Source organism: Desulforapulum autotrophicum HRM2 (assembly GCF_000020365.1).
Taxonomy (GTDB): Bacteria; Desulfobacterota; Desulfobacteria; order Desulfobacterales; family Desulfobacteraceae; genus Desulforapulum; species Desulforapulum autotrophicum.
On sequence record NC_012108.1, the window covers coordinates 4,471,466 to 4,490,942 of the forward strand.

Here is a 19,477-nt window from a genome sequence, read left to right on the forward strand (position 1 = left end):
AACCAGAATTCTAAAATTTATTTTTATCTTGTTGGGAACCGATTTTAATTTTCTGAATTTTCAAATGTTCCGTTTCTTCTTCATACAATTGTTGATAACCCTTGTGGATGTATTTTAAAGAAATAGCCAATGAATGGGTTTGCATCTCTATTCTGTTGCCAGGGCCGATTTGCCATTCAGTGGCTACATAAAATAAAGTTTTACTCTTTTTCTGGTATTTCCCATATTTTTTTGAAACCATGGAAATTATTTCATTGGTAAGTTTTGGATCTTTGGTGTTCTGACCTAACCATTTAATTTCTATCGTATGTAATTTTTTAGAGATCGGCGTAAAAAAAAGATCCACATTTGAGAAATGTCCAAGCAGCTTTGTTTTATAATAAAAATGGGTTGCTCCAGAAGATTTTCTGACCTGGGCATGAAAATGTTTGTTGCTTGAGATTATGCCGGATCTATGCAACGGGACATCATTTCTTTCTGCAATGTTCAAGACCTTGTTTACAGTGCTCCCAAAGGGCCATATGTCAAATTGGAAAAAGGACTCTTCCTTTTGGGAATACTCAATTCGGGCAATCTTATCTTTTGAGATTCCGATTGTTCCCCCATAAAGGGAATACATATAATATCCCGCTTCTTCCCAGACGGAGTCGGATTGTATCTTTCTTCCGTCTTTGAGGTATAAGGTATGGGCAAAGCAAACGCTTGGAATAAAAACGAGCAAACCGATTAAAACGCTGGTGAATCTAAGAAAAAATTTCATATCCCTGCCAATCCCTATTCGTGATTTCAATCAAACATGATCTTTTCGTTTCTGAACCAGGCAATTGAGCCACACAATGCCTTCACGGCCAAGGCCGTCCTCCGTGGTTCTGGAGCTGACCACCTCAAAACCGGCCTTTTGAGAAGCCAGAATCCACTCTTCAACAGACATGGCCGTGAACCGCCGCCCCTTTTCATCAAACTCCCCCTGATTCACATCGTCCCGCCGGGATGGCACGGAGAAGAAAAACCGGCCCTGTTCATTAACAAGGCGCCCCGCTTTTTCAAACACGGCATCAATGGCTTCCCGGGTGAGATGCATGAGGGTGGCAATGGAAAAAAGACCGTCAAATTGCCCCAGATGCTCTGATAACCCTTCGGGCAGATGGATGGTGTAAAGCTTTCCTGAGAGTTCCGGGTGAAGTTTACCGGCCGATGCAATCATTTCTGCAGACCCGTCAACTGCCGTGACATCAAAACCACTGGCCTTCATGAATGCAGCGTCCCGGCCTGATCCGCAGCCAATCTCCAGGAGCTTTGCCCCTGGATCAAAGCAGGACTTCAGCAGGGCCTGCATCTCTTCTACCCCGGCCGATTCATAACGTTGGGCCAGGGATTCTGCATTTTTCTGGTAATATTTAATGGTGGATGAATTTTCAGGCATGTTTCTTTCTTTCAGCAGTAGTGGTTTAATCAGCGTTTCGTTTACAAGGGCAAACGATATGTTCCTGGCAGCCGTTAAACCATAAAAACCCCACCTTGAAAAGCAAAGATTCCATTTATGATCAGGAGTTCAACAGTCAAAGAGTGCTTGCATGATTCAGGTTAAATGTTTTTACCATAATTCTTGTCTCGTGGTTTTTGATTTTTTTTGAAATAATCTTGTGTATGATCAAAATTCAGCATAATCTCTAACAAAATTTATCGTTTAACCCACAATGAGGCAAAAAGAACGGAATGAATGAATCAACTCAAAAGATAGCATTGTTTATAGATGCGGATAATGCGCCTGCGAGTAAGTTTGAAGACGTACTGAGCGAAGTTGCAAAATATGGTGTAGTTACAATAAGAAAGGCCTATGGAAATTGGAAAAACCCCTGTTTAAAATCCTGGGAAGAACTCCTCCACGAGTATGCAATTCAACCCATACAGCAATATGACTTAACAAAGGGAAAAAATGCCTCGGATATTGCCCTTGTCATTGATGCAATGGATGTAATGTATACCAAAAATATCGATGTCATGTGTTTTGTATCATCTGATTGTGATTTCACACCCATGGTCACACGGGCCCTTGCTGAGGGTAAGGTTGTTCTTGGATTTGGTGAGCGTAAGGCGCCTTCTCCTTTTGTTAATGCATGTTCCAAATTTTTATTTCTGGATCAGGAGCCTGAACAGAATGGCACCACACCCAAAAAGACAATAAATCTTAAATCAGACACCAAACTTATAAATTTATTACGCCAGGCCATCGAAGCGACTGAAGAAGAGAATGGCTGGGCTGCGTTAGGACCTGTGGGCTCCCACATATCCAATAAAACCTCCTTCGACAGTCGAAATTACGGGTACAAAAATTTAAGTAGTCTTTTAAAACCCATCGATTTATTTGAACTCAAACGCGGACCTGGAAATTCCTATCTGGTTAGAGATGCGCGAAAGAAAAAATAAACTATATTTAATGAAGGCCAGAAGATACCTTTGATTATTCAAATTTTTGTACCCATTGTTGTCCTTGGAATTTTATACGTATCTGTTGCAATGTATAAACGATTTCAACGAAAGAAAAAAAGACGCTCCCCTTTTTCTGATTCAGCACTGTTAAGGTTGCCTGGGCATACATTAAATCAAGAAATCCAAGTACTATCAGAGGATATGAATCTATATCTGGTTGGTATTTTTCTCTTATCCATGATGCTTTTTAATGAAGTCGTACATATGGCTTCTAACAAAGGCATTGCACCATCCATAAAGAACTTCCCTTTTTTGTATGGGGCTTTTTTAATGCTTATTGGATTTTGTCTTTTCAAAATTTTCAAAAAAATGAGCGTTCGAAGCACGTTGAGACTGGGTTATGAAGGAGAACTGGTTACGGCCCAGGAATTGCACAAAATCATGCCTGAAGGCAACTATGTTTTCCATGATTTCCCTGCTGATAATTTTAATATTGATCACGTTGTTGTGGGTCCGGCTGGCGTGTTTGCCATAGAAACCAAGGCAAGGTCAAAAAAAATTTCAGACAATCATATCAATGATGCAAAGGCATGTTATATCAACAATGAGATTGTCTTTCCTGACTTTAAAGACAAACAATACCTTGAGCAGGCAAAGAGACAAGCCAAATGGCTCGCCAAATGGTTAAAACAGTCTACAGGGCTATCGGTTTCCGTTTTTCCTGTTGTTGCGCTTCCGGGTTGGTTCGTGGAAAGGAAAACGCCCTATGATGGCATGTTTGTCATCAATCCAAAGCAACTGAAGAATGTGATTAAATCAAAAACAGTGCATAATCTGGATGAAAAGCGGATTCAGCAAATAATTTACCAGCTGGAGATAAAATGCCGAGATATTGAAATTCTTTCCAAACAATATGATTCATGAAATTTCATTTTCCTTAGAAGGTAAGGTCATGGAAATGGCCCAAGTGGCTGCACTGGGCGCACAGACAGTATTCCCCACAACAACGTGCAACAACCAGATTGCATCGGAAAAAGACTACCCCATTAATTTTTCCCACTTTAAAAGGAATGACCGTGTGTTCAGTTCCCGGAAAGCCTTCGAGACTCAGGACGATGAAACCAATTCTGGGGTCGTGCAAATTTTTTATTTCTTTATGATACAATTGCTGATAGCCCTTATGAATGTATTTTAAAAAGATAGCGATGTCCGATTCTGGTTTTTTTGGGCAAGGTGAAGACAAAAACTTCGAACACGATATAAAAATCAAGGTTGGAGGTGTTATGGTTGAATTAACCCAAACAGGCAAATTGAGAATTATGTACGGCTATACTTTTTTAGGTGCAGGAGGATTTGGCCTTGGAATAATTATGAATCCAGACCTGATTCAATCATTGTTGAAAATGCCAGATCAAGACCCAGTAATATTTGGGATCACAGGGGCTGTTTACCTTGCCTTTGGTTTTCTTTCAATTTTTGGATTGATATCTCCTATAAAATTTTCGCCTGTACTTTTCCTTCAACTTATTTATAAATCATTATGGCTGGCCGGAGTTATAGCACCCATGTTTTTAAAGGGCCAATTCCCTTTTTATGCTGTTTTGATAACAATAATCTTTCTAACATATATTATTGGTGACCTCATTACTTTGCCATTTAATTATCTGTTTTCGAAAAGCAATCATTAATCCCACCAAACAAAAGGTGCCTGCCATGACCTATTCACCCTCCCTGAGTTCCGGATTTACATTTGCAAAGAATCGCAGTTCGTTCATATCCCCCCAGTCCGGGATGTGCTCTTTTTGCACACAAGAGTGCAACGGCACCTGTGAGCTGTCCCAGGCGGCTGTACTGGGCGCACAGACCGTATACCCCATGACAACGGGCAACAACCAGATTGCATCGGAAAAAGACTATCCCATTGATTTTTCCCACTTTAACATCAATGGCCGTATGTTCGGTGCCCGGGGCGCCGAGGCGACCCAGGATGAGGCAACCATTTTCAATGTGAATCTTGAGCGGACCTATGGGACCATCAACCCCGTTAAGATGACAATGCCGGTGATCCTTCCGGCATTGATCAAGCTCAACTGGCAGGACTACTTTGCCGGGGCTGCCATGGCGGGGGTGACCTGTGTGATCGGAGAGCATGCCCGAAACAATGAGCCGAACCTGAAAATCGAAAACAACAAGGTGACGGACTTTCCCCTGCTGGGCAAGGCCCTTGACTGCTTTCGAAAATATGACAGGGGGTATGGCCAGATTGTGCTCCAGTGCAATGTGGATGACGATCTCATGGGGGTTCCCAGGATTGCCATCCAGCGATACGGGGCTGAAGCCATTGAAATTAAATTCGGCCAGGCCGCCAAGGGGACCCAGCCGGTGATCCGGGTAAAGGATCTTGAAACCGCGCTTGAGCGCCAGCGGGCCGGCAATGTGGTCCATCCTGACCCCAGTGATGCCTCCGTGCAGGCGGCCTACCAGGACGGGATCTGTCCTAATTTTTACACCTATGGCCGTTTGCCCCTGTGGACTGAGGATACACTGATGGCTCATATTGACGAACTCCGGGATATGGGGGCTAAAAACATCTATTTTAAAATGGCAGGATTTGACAGGGCAGATATTGAACAGGTGCTCCGCATTGCCTGTAACGCCCGGGTGGACATGGTCACCTTTGACGGTGCCGGGGGCGGTTCCGGGTACAGCCCGTCCAAGATGATGAACGAGTGGTCGCTGCCCACGATCTGCCTGGAGCATGCCGTGGTCGACATCTGCCGTCAATTGGTATCAGAGGGATTGACGCTCCCGGCCATGGTGATGACCGGAGGATTTGCAAGTGAAGATCAGGTATTCAAGGGGCTGGCCTATGGCCAGGGCCATGTTCTGGCCATTGGGTTGTGCCGGGCGTCCATGGCAGCGGCCATGACCGCTAAAAAGATCGGTGACCAGATCCGAAGCGGCAATGTGCCGGACAGGTTCAAGGCCTACGGATCAACCGTTGAGGAGATCTTCTGCGACCTGCCCGATCTTCGCGCCATTTACGGCACCCGGGCCAATGATTTTTCCACCGGGGCCATTGGGGTTTTTTCCTATCTCAACAAGATTGCCTTCGGGCTCAAGCATTTTGCGGCCCTGAACCGAAAGTTCAACCTGGACCTGCTCGACAGAACCGACCTCATTCCCCTGACCGCCGAAGCCAGGGCATTGATGACAGACCAGTGGTTCATGCCCAGGAACTGATCATGCCAGGTTTTGCCCTAACGCCCCACCAGGAAGATACAGCCAGATCAAGACGGCCCACGGGCAGTGGGCCGTCGATGCTGATTGATTTATTTTCCATTCTGGCGGGCATCAGCACCCGGGTCACAGGTCTTGAATTGGCTGGTGGACAGAGACATCTCTTGTGCAAGTTTGCTCAGGTTTACGGCACTTTCAGTTACACGGGCGCAGTTACCTGCCATGGCCGTAGTTGATTGATCTGCCAGGGCAATCTCCCTGGCAATCTGACCGGCAACATCGTTCGCCTGGGCGACATTTTTATTAACGTCGCTGAATCCAATGGAGGTTTGATTGACATTTTCAGCAATTTCACTGGTTGTGGCGGCTTGTTCTTCAACTGCTGATGCCACCGTGTTAACCAGTTCATTCACGTCGGTAATAATACCTGTCACCCGCCGGATCTCTTCCACTGTCTGACCGCTGATTCGTTGAATGCCTTCGATCTTTTCGCGAATATCAATCGTTGCTACGGCTGTCTGATTGGCAAGGTTTTTTATTTCACTTGCGACCACAGCAAATCCCTTGCCGGCTTCACCAGCCCTGGCAGCTTCAATGGTGGCGTTTAAGGCCAGCAGATTGGTCTGCTCACTGATATCCTGGATGGCCTCAGTTACTTTTCCGATGTCCCTTGCGGTGATCCCCAGTTCATTGATTTTTTCCGAGGCATTTTTAGCTTCAACAACGGCTTGAGCTGTAATGGTGCTGGTTTTAGCCGTGTTCGTTGAAATTTCATTGATGGTGGCTGTCATTTCTTCTGTTGCCGATGCCACCTGGCTCACATTCATGGATGCCTGCTCCATGGTTGCCGACACGGAAGTCATGTTACTGCTCATCTCTTCTGCTGCAGCCGCCACGCTGTTGGTCTGGGTTGAAAGTTGATCCGCGTCAGAAGTCATCTGCACCGATACCCCGGACAGTTCTTTGGATGAGGAGTCCAAGGCGCCTGTATTTGCCACGATATTTAAAATAATCTTGTTGAGTTTTTCAATAAAAACATTGAACCAGCTCCCCAGCTCACCAATTTCATCCTTTGAATCTGTCTGGATTCGAACGGTAAGATCACCTTCTCCCTGGGCAATATCCTTCATGGTTTCAACAACACCCACCAATGGCCGGGTGACATAGATATTGATTATGGCAATAACTGAAACAAAAAGCGCCAGCAGTATCAACGAAACAATCCCGATGACCTTGTAAGTGGTCTGTGCACTGGCATTAATGGTCTCGGTTACAAGGGCTGCTTTTTTTCCAAGAATAAAAAAGCCTAATTGTTCTCCTGAAAAGTCCTTAACAGGCAGGGCAACGGTAAAATATTTATCGTCAAATGCGCCATCCTTTTGCGCCTTTTCAAGATTGAGCTCTTTTAAAACATAGTTTAAGAAATTCTCATCCGCATCATTCTGGCTCAAGTAGTAATTCTTAAAATTCGGTTTGGATTTCAACCCTTTGGCAATGGTAAGATACTTTCCATCCATAAAATACAAAAACTCAATATTACTGGGTTCCAAGGTCCTTTTAATGGAGTTAAGCCCCCCTTCAAAGTTTGCAATGCCCAGAAACCGGCCTTCCTTTAAAATGGGGAACAATCCTTTGAGTCTTAACCCCTTTGAAGATTCCTCCATGGTGACCAGGGGTTTTTTAGATCTCTGAACTTCTTTGAATGCCTCACTATAATCCAGATTTTCATCAGAGTTCGTGCTGTCCCAGGATTTTACAAAAGAGTTCAGGTTAGAATCAATGATATGGATTGCAACATTTTTAAAACCTGTATTTTCTTTGAACATTTTTCCATAATGTTTCAAGATCTCCATGGTTTTTACCCGGTCATTGGTATCCAGAGCGTCAATGATATCCTCATTAATCGCTATTTGCAGGGCATTGGTAATCCATGTGTCCTCTTTCGCCTTTACTGTGCTGTCAAGGGCATTGGACAGCTGTTTTTTTGCTTTGATCAATTCGGTATTTCTTATGGAATTTACTTGCCCCAGCACAAAAAAATAAATGATAATTGCGGACGCGATGAGCAAAACAGCAAAAGTCGTGTATAACTTTTTCTTAATACTGAAATCTTTGAATTTCATTTTAATACCCCTTTGAAATTAAAATCTTCACGCAAATCCAGAACAAAATTTTTACAAAAAAATCGTGGGCCAAAAATTTTCACAAGGAGTATATACTCAAATAAAGATAAAGATAAAGATAAAATCGCCGCCGGTTCGCCGCCGGGCCGGGATAAAGCATCCTGCTGACCCTGATACAGACGAATCCTGCCGTGGCAGAGGACTTGCTCGAGTAAAACGCCACCAAAACAGCTGGGAGAAAGGGTTCGGGTTAACTGTTAATTGTCGGTCTGAAATACCCAGGGTTAAAATTGACTGCAAAGCGCCGGTACCAGGCGGATAACCTTTTAAAAAGATTCCAGCTGTCATTGGATTTTATGCTTTCCCTGCAAATACGACAAAGCCTGGCCTTGATCTCAGGATCCTGACTATCCTCGTGAATCATCATTTCTTCAATGGCTGTCAGGGCCGCTTTGTCAGACGCATCAAAATAATAATAGTTGCTGTCGTAGTCTTCTGCCTCTGGGCCGCCGTCACTTAAAAAAAGATATGCCATGTGAGATGTCTCCACTCGAATTTTAGTTGAGACCAGGATACAGCGACACGATTAAGGGTTTATTCGTATTGTGTTAAATTTGTGCAAGAACGGCCATTATCCTGCAAACAAGCATCAAGAACAATGGCATGGAGATGTGAAAGGACAAAACCGCCGGGCCCTTGATTGACCAGACAGATCAGGAGGGTAGCGCTCCAGGGCCTGCCGACAATTCCACGAGACGGAGGCCGTGTCAGGGCCGCCACACCCCCAGCTCAACAAGCTGTTGTGTTGCCTTGCCTGCCCAGTCCTGGTTTGCAGCAGGGCTTGCAGGGCTGGGATGAAGTATCCGGCCGACCCTGACAGACGAAGCTTTAACCCCAGAGAGCAGACGTTTTTCGGCAAAATTACCAATGCCGATGCACCATTCGGGTTCAAAAATTTCAACGATCCGCTCAAGATGCCTGTCACACAGGTCAAAGAGCGGGCCTCTTTCCTGCTTTGCAATTTTGTCAGGGGTGATGTTTGCACCTGAGTCCGCCATGAACACAAGGGGGCAATAGTTCATGACAATGTGTTCCCTGAAGAACGCATCCGCCGTATGGAACCGCTCCCGGAACAGTCCCCACAGGCGCCTTCCGCTCACCTCGGACTTGGGGCAGTCAAACCCGGTCACAGGTCTTCGGGGATGTTCATTTTCCGGTTTATCGATCTTCGCCTCTATCCCCAGCCAGGTTTTCACCGTTTCGATCTCTCCAAACGGCACCCCGACCTGCGCCATCCCCCATGGCCCGGGATTCATTCCCAGAAAGAGAATTTTTTTTCTGGACGAAGCATACCGGCGGACGTAGGCAGCGTAGGGGTTCCACGCATAGGCAAGGGGATTATATACGGTTTTTACAGGAGCTGAAAAAATCAGCCGGTCGACGCTCCTGCGCAGGTCAATGGCGGCATCAAGAATTTGTTTGTCCGTGTTTTTCATTATTATCTTTTTTTAACGGGTTAATATCTGGGCCCTGGTCATAATGCTGTCCTCTATTTATAGTTGTTGGTCCAATGGGTCAAGCTTGCGTTTTTGTGATTTGGTCAAAACCCTGTAATAACGACAAAATGCAAACATTTCCCTTGGCCTGATTTTGGAAAATCTTTCAATCAGTGCAAAAATGGATGTTTTACCAACGCCTCCTTTTTCCGCAAAATGTGTTTTCAGCTGATCCATTCCACGGAAACAGGCCTTCTCGGGACAGGTTTGTCCTGGGCCTTGACTTTAGGATATCCCACACAAATACTTATCACCAGCTCGTAGGGATAGTCGATGCCCAGCATCTTTCTCACTGCAGGAGCATATTTTATAGTGCTGGCAATAAACCCGACATAACAGGTTCCAAGCCCAAGGGAGTGTGCAGCCAGGACCAGGTTCTGTGCAGCGATGGCCACGTCAACATCCGGATGGCTGATTCCCCTTTTATCTTTGAGCAAATGGATGACAGCGGGTGCATTAAAGGTAATTTTCCCTTTTCCCGTATATTTGACCTTTTCCATGGCGGCAATCGGACGCTGGTCCCATTTGTTTACCTGGAAAAAACTGAGCAGTGATACGCAAAATTTTCTCCAGAGTTGCTTTCCAGAGTAAAGCCAGTGGATCATGTTCAGGATGCTTCCGCATTTTTCATCAATTTTATCTAAAAGATCCCGGTCCGTGACCACAACAAATTTCCAGGGCTGGCCGTTTCCTGCCGAAGGAGCAAACCGGGCAGCCTCGATTATCCTTTTGAGCAGCTCTTTGGGGACGGGTTTGTTTTTGAACATCCGTATGCTGCGGCGGTTGTAAATGACTTGTTCAGTGTCAGTGAGTCCAGTGGGCACAGCAAATTCATCCCCGGGCGTTGTGCCGTTCAAAGGCGCGTATGGCGTCATCTTTCCAGTCATGTCCGCCGGTGTTTTGTAGCGTCCTTCCAGTACGCGGTACTCCCCCCGGACCCGGATGCTGCTGGAGGGGCAGATGGCTTCACAGTTATTGCATCCGATACAGGCCAATTCCAGATCCACCAGGCCAGTTCCATAGGGTATTTTTTTTTCTTCATCCCATTGAAGACATGAGGTGGGGCAGGTCTGGGCGCACATCCCGCAGTGGCTGCATGTCTCTGCATTAAATTCAAGCGTATACGCCTGGGTTTCAGGGAAATGTGCCTTTTTAACTTTATCTAAAAGTGACTGTTTCATAGCTGTCCTGTCTGTTTTAAATTTAAGGTTAAACTTTATTTTTAAACCGTAAACCCCTGCACATTGCCGGCGTCTTTATTGAATCTGGCCCTGAAAACCCGGTCCGGATTCTTTTCAGAAGCTGTTCTCGGGATTTCATCAACACTTTGAACAAAAGAGGGCCTGCCATTTACTTTTTTGACAGACACAGGTGCCTGATCACCGGCCGTTTGAGAAAAGGCAGCACCCAGAATAAAAAATAGATAATGTGGGTCAAATAGTGAATTTTCCAGTGCAGTTTGTTGCCGTGGGCCGCTTTCCACACCAGAGCCGCTATCTGTTCCGGTTTGAGATTGACGCCCGTTGAAACAACACTGTGGGCCAATTGACCCGCTTCTTTTACCATTGGCGTGGCAATATAGGGCGCTTTGATGTCGCAGACCCGGATACCGTATTGTTGAAATTCAAGATCCAATGCCTCGGTCAAAGCACCGACGGCATGTTTGCTGGCTGAATAGACCGCAAGTTCTGGCATGCCATAGACCGAGGATGTGGAACACATGGAAATGATCCGGGAACCGGTGGTTCTTTTTAACAACGGCAGGGAAGCGTGGATGCCGTTGAGCATCCCTTTTACATTGACATCCACCGTCAGGTGCTGTTGTTCCAGGTCGATGGTCTCATTGAGTCCCATTCTCAGGATTCCGGCATTGTTGAACAAAATATCCATGGTTCCATTGGTTCGTTCGGAAAATGCATCCACTGTTTTTTGATAGCTTTTTGGGTCGGTCACATCCATGGCCCGTGAAAAACAGTTTTCTTTGCCAATTTCAACCGCCAGTGTCCCAAGGCCTTGTGTGTTCATATCAACAATACCGACATACCAGCCGTTGGCGGCAAATAAAAGAGCGGTTGACCTCCCGATTCCAGAGGCAGCGCCAGTGATAAAAATGTTCTTACGACCTTTCATTTCACATTGTCCCTTTCATTGGATGTTTTTTTCCAGAAAAGATGGGGAAAGATAGGGTGTTCATGACAAGTTTGAACACCGTTGATCCCTCACACTTTTTCCAGAATGTGGACACACATGGAAGCCTCTTCAATGCCGATATTTCCCCCACCGTTTTCGGCCAGTCCAAGGCGTGCATTTTCAACCTGACGTTTTCCTGCCTCGCCGCGAAGCTGGATACCCAGTTCATAGATCTGAGCCAGGCCGGATGCCCCAATGGGATGACCGCGGCACTCCAGCCCGCCGCTGGTATTAACCGGTTGTTTGCCGCCAAGGGTCGTGGCTCCCGATTCCGCATAAATTCCGCCTTCTCCAACGGGACAGAACCCCATGGCTTCAACCTGGTGCAGTTCTCCGTAGGCCGTGGCATCATGGAGCTCTGCCAAACTGATATCATGGGGTCCGACCCCCGCTTTTTCATAGGCCTGTTTCACCAGCCGTTCTCCAATGTCGATCCCGTCAAAAGCTCTCTCTGCTCCGGAGCCCATGATGGAGGCAAGAATTTTCACCGGGCGTGCCGTCGCAAGTTTCCTTAAATAGCTTTCGGAACAGACAATGGCTGCGGCGGCCCCGTCACCCACAGGCGCACACATGGAACGGGTCAGGGGATAAGTGATCGGCGCATCGGCCAGGACCTGTTCAACGGTCATCTGCTGCTGATACTGGGCCTTGGGATTCAAAGCGCCGTGGAAATGATTTTTCGATGCAATCACCGCCAGCTGTTCCCGGGTCGATCCGAATGTGCTCATATGCCATCGCGCAAAGGTGGCATAGGCATCCATAAAAACCGAACGTCCTGCTCCCGGGGAACTCTCTTCAATCTGAAGCCCCTGGGTAAATGTTTTGCTGTACTTCACCAGCATCTCCAGGTGACTGTCAATATTTTTCACATCCATGCAGGCGGCATAGGCGCCAAGGGATTTGGTTTTATTTTTATCCGTTATTTTTTCAGACCCCAAAACCAGGGCCACATCATACATCCCGGCCTTAATGCCGGTATAGGCCAGGTGAAGGGCTGTGGAGGCACCGGCACAGGCATTTTCCACGTTGGTGACCGGGATGCTGTCAATCCCCATGGATCTCAACACCACCTGCCCCTTGATGGAATGCTGATTGGCAAACATCCCCCAGAAGGTATTTGAAAAAAAGGCGGCTTCAAGTGCTCCGGCATCCAGTCCGGCATCTTCAAGGGCCAGACGAGTGGCCTCGTGGGCCATATCCCTTACCCCCCTGTCCGGGTATTTGTTAAACCGAATCATTCCAAGCCCTATAATATATACATTGGACATTTTTCTTTCCTTTTTATATGGGATCGTGCTGTTTAATCCTGTCTGGGATAATTATGGATCACCTTGTGTCCTGCCGCGATGGCCAACACATCATTGGCCCCATCTTCAATCATCATGGACCGGGCATCTCTGAACAGCTTTTCCACGATATACTCCCGGGTCAATCCATTACCCCCAAATATCTGAACGGCATCATTGGCTATTTCAAAGGCATACTGGCATCCAAATACCTTGCCAATGACAGAGTACTCTTCTGCAGGTGTCGATGTATTCTGGTTGTATTCAAGCACAGACCGGGTGAGTTGACGGGTCATTTCAACTTTACTGAACATTTTGAACAATTTCTTTTGCACATCCTGATGCTCAATTAACGCTTTACCGCACTGAACCCTGTTCTTGGCGTATTCCAGGGCCTCTTCAAATGCTGCTCGACCGATGCCTGTCGCACATGTCCCCATCAATGCAGTGGTGGCGGACAGTATGATTTCCAGCATGACTTCGTAGGCTTCAGGACCGGCAACCAGATAGTTGGCCGGAACACGAACGTTATCAAAATAGAGCTCGCCCTGGGGATCATCCCGCTGTCCCATTTTCTCCAGGGGTGCCCCTCTTTTGACCCCGGGAAGGTCCAGGGGCACAATAAAAATTCCACCGCCGGCATGCCCCATGGAAGGATCGATCTGACAGAACAGGAGCGCATGGGAGGCATAGGGTGCACCCGAAACCCAGGCCGCTTTCTGACCGTTGATCACGTAATGATCGCCATCCAGGGTTGCGGTGCAGTCTGCAGGGATGTCCGGATTTCTGAAACTCGGATAGTTGGGCAGCAGGGTGTCTGATCCATGCATGGGTTCGGTAATGGCCCAGCATCCGGCAATTTTGCCGTCCCGGCAGTCGCAGAACGGTTTAATGATATTTTCAACAATCTCATCGTCTGGGACCATGGATGCCAGATAGGCAGGAAAAGCTGCCACGGCAAGGTCAACGGTAAGTCCGACGCTTCCCCAGGACAACTCCTCAAGCACCAGGTGCAACTGAAGGGGTGTCAATCCCATACCGCCATAGGAATCCGGTATCAGGATGGTATGCAGATCCAGCTCATAGGCCTTTTTCTTGAACTCCCAGAAGGGAGACCCCGGTGCCACGGCTTCTGCCGCTGTCATACGGTCCATCTGCAGGGAGACAGGACGCATGACATCCCTGGCAAATTCATGGGCAGCCTTTTTAAGCATAATATCTTCTTTAGTTAAATTGATGTTGAGCTCTAAATAATCCATTCTTTCTCCTTTAAGAACTTGAATTCGTATGGGAAATCAATTACCAAGCCCATAGACGTTATCCGCATTTTTACTGAAGTCATCCTTGAGAAATCGATCCAGGTTCTTTTCCGATGCCGTCTTGGGAATGGCATCTACAACCTGCAGATAGGAAGGAATACTGTTGCCATCCAGCAGCGCTCTGCAATGCAGGTGCAGGCCGGGAACATCAAGGGTTGAACCTTCCGTCAATACAACGGCGGAGACCAGATCACTTTCACCCGGCGCACCTGATGCTGCAGGAATACCGTAAACACAGACATCCGTTATATCTTTATATTTGGCAAATGCGGCTTCCACATGGTCGGGCTGAATAAAATCCCCTGCCCGGCGAAGACCGCCGCCCTTTCGAAAGTCAAAAAAGAACCATCCGTTCTCGTCCCGATGCCCCATGTCTCCGGACCTGAGCCATCCTCCCCTTGTTTTCTTTTCCGAGGCATCCGCCTTGCCAAAATACCGGACTTCTGTTTTCTGCCCGATGGTACGACAGACGATTTCGCCGATTTCAAATGGCTTGCACTCACTGTCGTCATCCTTTACCACTCGCATCTCCATGACCCCGTCCAGGGGTTTTCCAAAAGAACCGACGGGCCCGACGCCCGGGGGCTTATGGGCAAACCCGCCCTCCACTGCGCCGTACCACTCATGGATAAAAACGCCGAACCGTTTCTCAAAGGCCTTCCACACGGCAAGCGGAGTTCCAGCACTGATGATCAGGCGAACCGGGTTGTCAGCATCGTCGATCTTTTCAGGCTCACTGAAAATTCCCATCATCATCCCGCCCAGCAGAGAAAAGCTTGTGCAGCCGTATTTCCGGCAAATGTCCCAGATCCGGCTTTTGGTAAATCCCACGCTGATCACCGCAGGGATACCCAGGTAAAGGGCAGGCACCATGGTAACCGCCTGGGCATTGCCGTGTGATAAGATGCAAATACTCTAACGCTTTTTATCTGCCCTGTTTTTATAAAAAAGGCCTCAATAACATTTATAATCAGCTACTTGCATAGCATTGGCCCTAATCGTGTTTTCGCAAAATACTCTAACGCTTCAAATAAATATCATTTTTTACAGTAGGTTAATGCTATTTTATAGCAGTGTTGCACGGAATGTGTATTTCAAAAATCAGTCAATGAAGTTTGAGAAGTTGTAAACAAAAATAGACCATTCGCTAAAAAAGCGTAATGGTCTATCCTGATTTAATTATCTTGTCCGAGGTATCTAATCTGGACGATCTAAAGTTTTAGAACAGCAAAATCAGTCCTTTCTGGCCTCACATTATTTCTTGGTGAAATTTTTCCATGTGCCTTATGTTCGTTATTGAGGAGGAAGGTCAGAGAGAAATTCCAAGGCCAGATTGAGGTCGACAAAGGTGTATTTCAACTCCTTTGCTCTGTCCCTGCAGTCTGTACAAATTTCTCTGAATTTTCTCATATCGCCTTTGGTCGTCATATAAATCTGTTCAATGGCCTCCTGTTCAATATCTTTGTACTCGACAATGAAATCTTCTACCACAATCGGGTATAAAATAAGCGTTTTCAAGCGGCTGAGGATATCTGGATGCTCGCGGGTTAAAAATGTCCTCACCTTTGGTAATCCTGCAAATACAATGGGAACACCGGCATCAATGACCCTTTTGAGGTAGGGCCAGACCCGGGGATCGAGATCGTTTGCCTCGTCGATTAAAATAAAGCAGTTGGACAGACTGCATATCATTTTTAAATATTGAGGGGTTCGCCGGTAGGTGGCGGTTGTGTCGTAATTTAGCTCTTTTAAAATCGATGCCAGGGTTTCATGTATGTTGAACAGTGACTCCACCCAGACGGCATGAAGTTTTTTCGGTTGCAGCAATTTCAAGAAACGGGTTTTACCCACGCCGTAATCACCCTCGATCAAGACGCTCTGCCTACGATAGATTCGGTTATATGTGGCCCCCAGATAAGAAATGCGGCGTTTGTCATTTATAAAATCTTCTTTTCGTTTCATCTTAGACCTCTCCAGAGAAAGCATACGGTGCCACATGGATTTTTCGATAATGGCTTTCACAATCGAGAATAAAGGCATTGAACAGCACTGCCCCTTTTATATTCGTGGGTTGCTGCATCTTTTTTATATAGGTGGTGTATCTTTTCTGGTTATGCTGAAGGATTTGCTTTGCCATGGGCATGGAAAGACCTTTTTCATAATTTTTGATCAGGAGGGGTCGATCGACGACCATGCTGTTGTGCTCCAAAAAGTCGATGATCTGGTCCAGTTCATTTTTTTCCGGCAATATGGTCAATACTTTTAACGGCTTTTCAAAGGGCTTCCGGGCAAGGGCTTCTCCCCAAAAAATACCATCCTCCCTGGGCTCAAAAAGGAAAAGCTTGTCATTGTATCTGGATATCTGAACGGGTGTACTTTTATGGGAGCTGAACTTGTCTGCACCCATGGTCACATAGTAATCCTGATTTTCAAATCTGATGGTCTTCTGCTTTGATACCGTGGCTTTTGTTTTCCTAAATCCATATTTCATGTGCTCCTTAACCTGATCAGGACAAAAGGTCAGTGTGCTGGTAAATGTTTCAAAAAAGTCTGTAAGCTTTTTATCCGGCACCCAGGCATTGACTTTTCCTTTTTCAGAGAAATAGTGGCGTGTGCAGTTGTGTTCATGGCGATATTCCTCCATAAGTGAGCTTGTTTTTAACTCATCCAAATTTATGTCAAGGAGGGTAACGGTGATTTTTTCTTGTTTTCCTTTTTTGAAGATATACCCGGGCTCTGTCTTTACGATCCTTTTTTCAAACGCTTTGATGATTCGGATTTCAAAATTATGAAGGCTGCGGTGGGATGATTCCAGGTGGGCCTTATCCTTGGGAGCATGTATCCTTGAGAAATCAGGTTCCATATAAAACCCGTTCGGGGTGGAATGTTTCAAATTCAAGTCGTTGATGGGGCGCTTAAGATTCAAAAAACCCTTGGCATTATCGGGCCGGATACGAATCTTCTTTTGGGGAAATGGCCTGGCCAGTAAAAATTTGGTGAACAGGTTCACGGAGTTCCAACTGCTTTCGGAAAAATACGCATCCAGGATAAACATATAACGAGAGCCCGTATCATAAAATTCTATGACTTGGGGCTTTTGCCAATGACCCTTGTCGTTTCTGATCTTAAAATATCTAAAAACACAGCCATCCATCTGAATCAGGTCAAACACCGGCTCTGGTTTAAAACTGTTTTGGACCGGGACATCGTCCTCGAAATCTGGTTTGTTTAAATATGATTTGAGGTTTTCACGGTAGACACAGTGCCTGAGGGCATGGATGGAGATTTTTTTTTTGAACTCTTTTTCAAGCCAGTGGTGATAATTTTTAATGGTTCTTGCCTTATGGGTAATAAAGATGAACTGTTGGCTTGATGGATCACACGACTCTTTTACCATTTCTATAAAACGTCTGCGGACCTGTTCGGAGAAAGAGCGGGGACGTCCACTGCATTTGCGGCCTTCCATGACTTTCTTTTCCACAAGTAGGAGTGGCCCCGGAATAATGCCGGTTTTTTGATATTGATCTTTGTAATATTTTTTACTTGCTCGTTTGGCTGAGCCTTTTTTGTTCATGATCTTTTTATGGAGCAGAAGATTGAAACGGTCATCAAGCGTCAGATTAGGTATGACCTTCAGGTTATCCGTGTCCATTGTCGTTCTCCTTTGACAAGATTCTTTCCCGAATGACCCGGTTCCACAGCAGCCCAGCCTGGCGTGATGTCTTTTGCCAGTGATCCTGTTGGGCCAGTTGAACCTGGTCAAGCATTACCTGAACAGCATCCATATAGGCTTTGCTGACCTGATCGGTTAAATCCACAGGTTCGTCTTTACTGCCGGTGTCGTTTTTTTTTGCGGAATCAATGAACTGTTTGATGTTTGGTGCGGTTATCTCCATGGCGGTTTTTAAAAACGCCTTCCATATTTTACGCTGTTCGATGGGACCCAATGGGGCCAGGGGGCGCACCTGGGATTCATTGCTGGGGAGAATGTCTCCAATTGGAGACAAATTGCTGATAACCTTATAGGATTCTATCAGGCGATAGGCTTGGGCTCTGCCCATATCCCAGCGTACTCTGGCATAAGTTTCAAAGCTACTGAAAAGATTGAGTTTATACAGCCGGGTATCTTTTATCTCTTTCAGAGCTTTGCCTATTTCATGGAAACGACCCTGATTACGGGCAATAAGATTCTCCAGACGGGTCAACCGATCCTGTTCCATTATCCTAATCCTCCCGGCATGGTCTGGCCGATGCCTCCGACAAGATTTTGCAACCCCTGTCTGGCATCTTTGTTCTGATCCGGAACTTTGCCCATCAGGCGTTTTAAGAACAGAACGCTCTCTTTAAAACCGATTCTTTGAACTGTCATCACAAGATCAATGGTGTTGAAGTTTCTTTCACATCGAAAGCACCGGGCCAGGTTGGTGGCTGGGTTTATGGCTGTCTGGAATTCATTACAGATCGGGCATAGAAAACGGAAAAAGCCTTCACTGATTTTTGACGGCATTTCCAGTTGCTCCCTTATCAACATTTCCACAGGGATAAAATTTCTTAATTCAAACAACTCTTGGGATGAAAATTTTTTTGGCATGGGTCCTCACATTTGTCGGGGTTATCAAGGAACTTTGCCTTAAACTCAAGGCAAGGTGTAAAAAATCCTATTTTTAAACTACTATAATAGCCCCATCCTTGTCTGTTGTGTCTTAAACGCCTTTAGGTATTAGTCCGTTCGTATCTCCTTTGTTTTCAGAGGTTTAGGTTAATGATGTGTCTTAAAACCCTAAGTCGATTACTTTGTTGGGATATCAATGAATTACAGTTGGTTAAGCCTATGATGCGTCTTGAAACTCCGATTCTATTAGTCGAGGTTTTTATCCATAAACACCCCCCCCTATCTGAACGCAGTTTTTGAATCGTATGACTGATTCAGTATTTGCCAAGCTACATATTGGATGACGATCATATTTCTTGTTCCATACTCGTTTTCTAAAATTTCATATGGCAATACGGGCTTTGCCAGGCAGTTGGGCGGGGGGTGTTCATGGGGAGGTATGCTGGATTTAAATTCCTTAGAAGATTCTTCCTCAATCTTTTCTAATTTTTTACCCAGATAGTTATTTTTAAAATATTCACCGTTTTTTTTGTTCCATTTTTGACAGTTTCTTCGGTGCTGTTCAGTTTTGCAGGCAGACCTTCCGCATGTCGTCTGTCGTCCTTTTTGGCGGACATCCGGCTTAAACCATTTGCGGCAAATACAGCAGGGGCGTTTTCCACTTGAACTTTTTGCCATTATATTTTCTCCAAATTTAAATCTGGATGAAAATATAGTCCTA

General features: G+C 45.9%; 19 protein-coding genes. 4 read left to right on the plus strand and 15 right to left on the minus strand.

The window, feature by feature from the left end; all coding sequences use genetic code 11:
* Window positions 1-10: 10 nt before the first annotated feature.
* Window positions 11-760 carry a hypothetical protein gene (locus tag HRM2_RS19610; protein WP_015905776.1) on the minus strand — a complete coding sequence of 250 codons (750 nt, stop codon included), beginning with the start codon at window positions 758-760 and terminating at the stop codon, window positions 11-13.
* Between the two features lie 30 nt (window positions 761-790).
* Entirely contained in the window at window positions 791-1,423 is a 633-nt protein-coding gene (locus tag HRM2_RS19615; protein ID WP_015905777.1) for a class I SAM-dependent methyltransferase, read from the minus strand.
* Window positions 1,424-1,716: 293 nt separating this feature from the next.
* On the opposite strand from HRM2_RS19615, the gene HRM2_RS19620 reads away from it, so the two are divergent.
* The 4 genes from HRM2_RS19620 to HRM2_RS19640 all read left to right on the plus strand — a co-directional run bounded on the left by HRM2_RS19620 (window position 1,717) and on the right by HRM2_RS19640 (window position 5,673).
* The gene (locus HRM2_RS19620) at window positions 1,717-2,427 is read left to right on the plus strand and encodes an NYN domain-containing protein (protein WP_015905778.1); all 711 of its coding nucleotides are present in this window, start codon (window positions 1,717-1,719) and stop codon (window positions 2,425-2,427) included.
* Between the two features lie 240 nt (window positions 2,428-2,667).
* Window positions 2,668-3,354 carry a nuclease-related domain-containing protein gene (locus tag HRM2_RS19625; RefSeq protein WP_015905779.1) on the plus strand — a complete coding sequence of 229 codons (687 nt, stop codon included), beginning with the start codon at window positions 2,668-2,670 and terminating at the stop codon, window positions 3,352-3,354.
* A gap of 260 nt (window positions 3,355-3,614) precedes the next feature.
* Complete coding sequence (locus HRM2_RS19635; protein WP_232364083.1) at window positions 3,615-4,118, plus strand: hypothetical protein; 504 nt, start codon at window positions 3,615-3,617, stop codon at window positions 4,116-4,118.
* A 25-nt stretch (window positions 4,119-4,143) separates the two neighbouring features.
* Entirely contained in the window at window positions 4,144-5,673 is a 1,530-nt protein-coding gene (locus HRM2_RS19640) for a glutamate synthase-related protein (protein ID WP_015905782.1), read from the plus strand.
* Between the two features lie 89 nt (window positions 5,674-5,762).
* Here the strand turns inward: HRM2_RS19640 and HRM2_RS25545 are convergent, their stop codons facing one another.
* The 13 genes from HRM2_RS25545 to HRM2_RS19710 all read right to left on the minus strand — a co-directional run bounded on the left by HRM2_RS25545 (window position 5,763) and on the right by HRM2_RS19710 (window position 19,434).
* Window positions 5,763-7,793, minus strand: a complete 2,031-nt coding sequence (locus HRM2_RS25545; protein ID WP_015905783.1) for a methyl-accepting chemotaxis protein — start codon at window positions 7,791-7,793, stop codon at window positions 5,763-5,765.
* Between the two features lie 250 nt (window positions 7,794-8,043).
* Complete coding sequence (locus HRM2_RS19650; protein ID WP_015905784.1) at window positions 8,044-8,328, minus strand: hypothetical protein; 285 nt, start codon at window positions 8,326-8,328, stop codon at window positions 8,044-8,046.
* A 232-nt stretch (window positions 8,329-8,560) separates the two neighbouring features.
* Window positions 8,561-9,289: a uracil-DNA glycosylase family protein gene (locus HRM2_RS19655; RefSeq protein WP_015905785.1), complete on the minus strand. Its 729-nt coding sequence runs from the start codon at window positions 9,287-9,289 to the stop codon at window positions 8,561-8,563.
* Between the two features lie 224 nt (window positions 9,290-9,513).
* On the minus strand, window positions 9,514-10,530 hold the full coding sequence (locus HRM2_RS28105; protein ID WP_015905787.1) for a nitroreductase family protein: 1,017 nt from the start codon (window positions 10,528-10,530) through the stop codon (window positions 9,514-9,516).
* A 169-nt stretch (window positions 10,531-10,699) separates the two neighbouring features.
* A complete protein-coding gene (locus HRM2_RS19670; RefSeq protein WP_015905788.1) occupies window positions 10,700-11,479 on the minus strand; it encodes an SDR family oxidoreductase in 780 nt (259 codons plus the stop codon).
* An 89-nt stretch (window positions 11,480-11,568) separates the two neighbouring features.
* The gene (locus HRM2_RS19675; RefSeq protein WP_015905789.1) at window positions 11,569-12,807 is read right to left on the minus strand and encodes a thiolase family protein; all 1,239 of its coding nucleotides are present in this window, start codon (window positions 12,805-12,807) and stop codon (window positions 11,569-11,571) included.
* 32 nt (window positions 12,808-12,839) lie between these two features.
* Window positions 12,840-14,084, minus strand: coding sequence for an acyl-CoA dehydrogenase family protein (locus HRM2_RS19680; protein ID WP_015905790.1), 1,245 nt, complete (start codon window positions 14,082-14,084; stop codon window positions 12,840-12,842).
* A 36-nt stretch (window positions 14,085-14,120) separates the two neighbouring features.
* Window positions 14,121-15,056, minus strand: a complete 936-nt coding sequence (locus tag HRM2_RS19685; RefSeq protein WP_332306319.1) for an AMP-binding protein — start codon at window positions 15,054-15,056, stop codon at window positions 14,121-14,123.
* A gap of 381 nt (window positions 15,057-15,437) precedes the next feature.
* A complete protein-coding gene (locus tag HRM2_RS19690) occupies window positions 15,438-16,106 on the minus strand; it encodes an ATP-binding protein (RefSeq protein ID WP_041273257.1) in 669 nt (222 codons plus the stop codon).
* A gap of 1 nt (window position 16,107) precedes the next feature.
* Entirely contained in the window at window positions 16,108-17,796 is a 1,689-nt protein-coding gene (locus HRM2_RS19695; RefSeq protein WP_015904471.1) for an integrase, read from the minus strand.
* On the minus strand, window positions 17,783-18,364 hold the full coding sequence (locus HRM2_RS19700; protein WP_015904472.1) for a hypothetical protein: 582 nt from the start codon (window positions 18,362-18,364) through the stop codon (window positions 17,783-17,785). Before HRM2_RS19700 ends, HRM2_RS19695 begins: the two co-directional genes overlap by 14 nt.
* Window positions 18,364-18,735: a CHC2 zinc finger domain-containing protein gene (locus HRM2_RS19705; protein ID WP_015904473.1), complete on the minus strand. Its 372-nt coding sequence runs from the start codon at window positions 18,733-18,735 to the stop codon at window positions 18,364-18,366. Before HRM2_RS19705 ends, HRM2_RS19700 begins: the two co-directional genes overlap by 1 nt.
* Window positions 18,736-19,035: 300 nt before the next feature.
* Complete coding sequence (locus tag HRM2_RS19710) at window positions 19,036-19,434, minus strand: hypothetical protein (protein WP_012663014.1); 399 nt, start codon at window positions 19,432-19,434, stop codon at window positions 19,036-19,038.
* Window positions 19,435-19,477 lie beyond the last annotated feature (43 nt).